Origin of the sequence: Paraburkholderia sp., from assembly GCF_036488505.1 — a bacterium.
Classification (GTDB): domain Bacteria; phylum Pseudomonadota; class Gammaproteobacteria; order Burkholderiales; family Burkholderiaceae; genus Paraburkholderia.
Genome location: NZ_DASXHN010000507.1, coordinates 1 through 4,209, shown reverse-complemented (window position 1 = coordinate 4,209; position 4,209 = coordinate 1). Strand labels below are relative to the sequence as shown.

At 63.5% G+C, this 4,209-nt stretch carries 5 protein-coding genes and 1 pseudogene; all 6 read right to left on the bottom strand.

Annotation, left to right across the window (positions count from 1 at the left end; genetic code table 11):
• A pseudogene (locus tag VGH68_RS28940) lies at positions 1-709 on the bottom strand (hypothetical protein); the annotation flags it as partial.
• Positions 710-718: 9 nt separating this feature from the next.
• Positions 719-1,396: a TadE/TadG family type IV pilus assembly protein gene (locus VGH68_RS28935; RefSeq protein WP_331607167.1), complete on the bottom strand. Its 678-nt coding sequence runs from the start codon at positions 1,394-1,396 to the stop codon at positions 719-721.
• Positions 1,393-1,887, bottom strand: coding sequence for a TadE/TadG family type IV pilus assembly protein (locus VGH68_RS28930; protein ID WP_331607166.1), 495 nt, complete (start codon positions 1,885-1,887; stop codon positions 1,393-1,395). The genes VGH68_RS28935 and VGH68_RS28930 overlap by 4 nt, the downstream gene beginning before the upstream one ends.
• Positions 1,884-2,792, bottom strand: a complete 909-nt coding sequence (locus VGH68_RS28925; RefSeq protein ID WP_331607165.1) for a tetratricopeptide repeat protein — start codon at positions 2,790-2,792, stop codon at positions 1,884-1,886. The genes VGH68_RS28930 and VGH68_RS28925 overlap by 4 nt, the downstream gene beginning before the upstream one ends.
• The gene (locus VGH68_RS28920; protein WP_331607164.1) at positions 2,789-3,748 is read right to left on the bottom strand and encodes a type II secretion system F family protein; all 960 of its coding nucleotides are present in this window, start codon (positions 3,746-3,748) and stop codon (positions 2,789-2,791) included. The genes VGH68_RS28925 and VGH68_RS28920 overlap by 4 nt, the downstream gene beginning before the upstream one ends.
• Positions 3,745-4,209 (bottom strand): type II secretion system F family protein (locus tag VGH68_RS28915; protein WP_331607163.1); only part of this gene is annotated, 465 nt, incomplete at its 5' end. The genes VGH68_RS28920 and VGH68_RS28915, both read right to left, overlap by 4 nt.

Sequence of the window (4,209 nt, the reverse complement as noted above, 5' to 3'; positions counted from 1 at the left end):
GGCCGATATAGGCGCTTGCGGTGGTGGATGCAAATACATCGCTGACGAGCGCATTCGCGGCTTGCTGCAAGCCCTGCAGCTTGCTCTGCCCGTTGATGGTGTCGGCCATCGAACCGGTGTTGTCGAGCACCATCACGAGCTCAAGGGTGCTTTTCGGCACCGTGTAGACCGTGGACGTACCACCAATGTTGATGTAGCCGTCGTTATCCGGGCCGGTCGAGCCAGCCGGCATGCCGGCCATGCTCCCCACGATGACGTGATTTCCCGCGACCACCTGCAAGGGTGCCTTAATCTGTCCGGAAATCGTGGTCGACACGTTGTATCCGCCGGCTGAACTGCCTGTGACGGCCACGGAGATGTCCGCATTCGGAATCGTCGACGCATAGAAGCCGGTGGGCATGTTCGCCCTGAAGTAGGCCTGGCCGTCGCTCTGCAGCTGCGCCGTATTCAGCGGCAGGCCCGCTCGCGTGATCCGGTTGACCTCGAGCGCGACGTTGATGTCCGTGATGTCGCGCGCGTCCTGCTCGCGTGCGGACGCTTCGGCGACGAACACGTAGTCCAGCGCCATGCAGAACACGCACAGGATCAGACCGCCAAAAACGGCGAAGATCACGGTGACCGCGCCGCGGTCGTTGCGCAAGCGCTTGCTGGCGGATGCGAAGGCCGCGCGAAGGTGGCCGGCTAGCGCCCAGACGTCAGTGTTTGCCATGGGTCGGGTTCAGGATGCAGTCAGTGGAATCGGTACGTTCCCTTCGATCGAGCCACCGCGGGGACGTGCATAGAAGCGTTCGTACAACTGTTGCGCACCCGGCGCGCCAGGCCATAGACCGCGCAGCCAGGGGAACGGATCGAACGTGTAGTAGACCTCGACGACGAACGCGGCGTCGCCGTTGGCGAATGGGAACGTCGCCGGCAGCGGCGCGGACGACGAGACTTGCGAGGATAGGCCCGCCGCGCTCCACGGCGCCGAGCGCTGCCACCAAATTTGCGGTTTGCCGGTTCCGGTGGGCGCGGCTTCGGCCGACGCCGCGCCACACGGTACCGAGGTCGAATCGCAAATCGACGTGATGATCACCGCGCCGTTCGATTGCAGTTGCACCGGCGCGGCCAGCGTTGTCGCGACCTTCCAGATCGAGCCGAGCGTGTTGCTCGACGTGGTGGCGTTCGAGTCGACCACGTTCGAAAACTGGCCCACCGAATTCGCCAGTGCGTAGGCCGTGTGCTCGATCGCATAGCGCGTGCGGATGAACACGTAGGTCTCGTCGAAGCCAACCAGCAGCAACACGAGCAGGGGGATGATCAGCACCAGCTCGATCGACGCGACACCGCGGTCCGACGACAGTAGACGCAACCGACGCAGCAGGCGCGAGGGACGGGGGCGAGTGGGAGGGCTCATGGTTCGTTTTGCACGATGAAGTTGGAGCTGTACGTGATCGGTGTCAGGCCCAACGTGGGCAGAATGCCGGAGAGGCCATTGGTCGTGATCGAAATGTTGTAGGAGACCACATCGCCGAGTCCGCCCATCCCGCTCGTGTTGCTGCTGGTGCCGACATTGGCGAACGTGCCGTAGTCGATCTCCGCGATGGAAATCGTGGTGCCGGGTATGTTGCCCCAGCCGCCGATGATGTTCATGACGATCTGCTGGGCCTGCGAAGCGCGGGTGCCCGTCGCGGGCGCGGTCGTCGTGAGTCCGTAGCGCGACGCTTCATTGGCCGCGACCAGAATGCTCGCGTCCATGAGCATCCCCATGCCCAGTTCGAGCGAAGCGAGGATCATGACGAGCATGACGGGCGCCGCGATGGCGAACTCGATCGCCGTGACGCCGCGGTTGTCTTGCAGCAGCGTGCGCAAGCGGCGGCGGAGCGGGCGTGCGGACGGCGCATTCATGGCAGACGCGAGGCCTGAACCGAGGCGGGCGCCACGGCCGCGGTGCGGGCTGCGCCGTAGTTGGGCGCGGCGGAACTCGACATCGGTTGCACCAGTGCGGAGCGTTCCATGTCGTAGTAGCGCAGATTGTCCTGCACCGACGACTTCGGCAAATCCTTCGAGAGTATCGCCGCCGCGGCTTCTTTATTGCCGAGCAGGCCGTAAGCGAGTGCGAGATCCTGGCGTGCCTGCGGCGGGGCATCGGGAAAGCGCGTCACGTCAAGCAGAACATTCGCGCCCTCGCGCGGATTGCCGCCCAATACCAGCGACAAACCAAGGTTGATGCACAGCATCGGGTCGCCGGGATTCTGCACGAGCGCCGCGCGCAGGGCATCCTGCGCGGCCTTGTGCTGGCCCTTGAGATCGAGAGCCGTGCCGAGGCCGGCCGCCGCGAGCGAATCGTCTGGCATGCGAGCCAGGATCGCTTTATAGCTTGCGATCGCGTCGTCGAAGCGGCGTTGATGGATCGCTACGCGGCCGAGGCCGATCAACGGATGCTCCGCGGTCGGATCCACTTTGTTCGCGCGCGCATAGTAGACGCCCGCGCGCGTGAAGTCGCCCACCGCATACAAGGTGTCGCCGAGGCCCGCCAGTCCCGGCACGGAATCCGGATTGGCTTCCACCAGCTTGCCGTACAGCGTGCGCGCGAGTTCGATGTTGCCGCCTTCCAGCGCGGTTTCCGCAATCCGCGTTTCGCTCATCGTGCTGGGCGACGTGTTGCGCGAGACGGGTTGCATCTCCGGAGCGCGTTGCAGGGTCGTCGTGCAGGCGCTCGTCGCGGCAAGGGCTGCCACGGCCAACGCGGCAAACGCAAGGCGGCGCGCGGCGCGCGGCGTGAGGGCTGAGGAGAAGGCAGCGGTTTTCATTGGGTAGCGAAGAAGTTCATCAGTTGAATGACAGCCGGCCCCGCAGCAATCACGACCACAGGCGGGAGAATGAACAGCATCATCGGCACCACCATCTTGGGAGCCAGCTTCGCGGCCTTTTCCTCCAGTGAGACGATGTGCGCGAGGCGCTCGGTGCGCGATAGTGTGCGCAGCGCGGTAGTGATCGGTGTTCCGTAGCGCATCGACTGGGTGAGCGTCGAAATCAGCGCGCGGATCGACGGCAGGTCGATTCGTTCAGCCAGGCCGCTTAGCGCGCGGCCGCTGTCGCCCGACACCTGCAGTTCGTCTGCGGCGAGCCCGAACTCCTCGGACAGCGGCGGGCAAATGGTGGCAAGCTCATCGGCAACCCGGCGGATACTGACACCCAGACTGTTACCGGCATTGGTGCAGATGACCAGCAAGTCGAGCGCATCAGGCAGGCATTGCGCCATCGCATTGCGGCGCCGCGTCGAGCGGAACTTCAGGATGTATTCAGGAATAATCATGCCGACGACGAACGCCCCCAGCATGAACAGCGCGCGGAACATCGGGTACGAACCGAGCGGAAGATGCGCGCCGAATATCACAATTGCGACCGCACATGCGAGGCCGGTAAAGAACTTGATCGCAAGCAGGATCGACGTCGCATTCGCGCTGCGAAAGCCGCCGCGGACCATCTCCCGCTGCAGTTTCATCCGGTACTTCGCGTCGAACAGCGGCAGGCGCTCGCCGATCGCCGTGAGACGGCGCAAGAACCGTCGCGTTGCGCCGTCTTCCGTGGCGTCCGTGTCCAACGCGCCGGAATCCGGCCGAGAATTCGATGTGTTCGCACGCAGCCGCTCGGCGACCTTGCCGCGGGTGCCACCGTGCTTGACCATCCACATCACGGCTAGCGCGCTCAGCAGCGCGAGCAGCATCACCAGATCGAACAGTAATTGCAGGTTGGCCTGGCTCATCGCGTCGTATCCAGTTTCGACATCCTGTTGATGAACACGATTCCGAACACGACGGAAATCGCGGCGAATGTCATCAGTTTTTGTCCCGCTTCGGTATTGAACAGGATCTCGATGTAGGTGTGATTCAACGCATACATGGACGCAATGATTACAAACGGAATCGACCCGAGAATCTTCGTCGTGATACGCGCTTCGGCAGTGAGCGCTTTGCTCTTCTGGCGAATTTCGCGGCGCGTGCGCACGATGCCCGCGAGGTTTTCGAGCGTTTCGCCGAGTTGACCACCTGTTTCGCGTTGCAACAGCAGACACACGCAAAAGAATGAGAAGTCGGCGATGTGAATGCGCGGCACGGCAACGGCGAGTACTTCTTTCAGGTCGCGGCCCACCTTCAACGAATCGCCCATGATCCGGAATTCGCCCGACAGTGGCTGCGGGCATTCGTCCGCAGCGGCGGCAAGCAC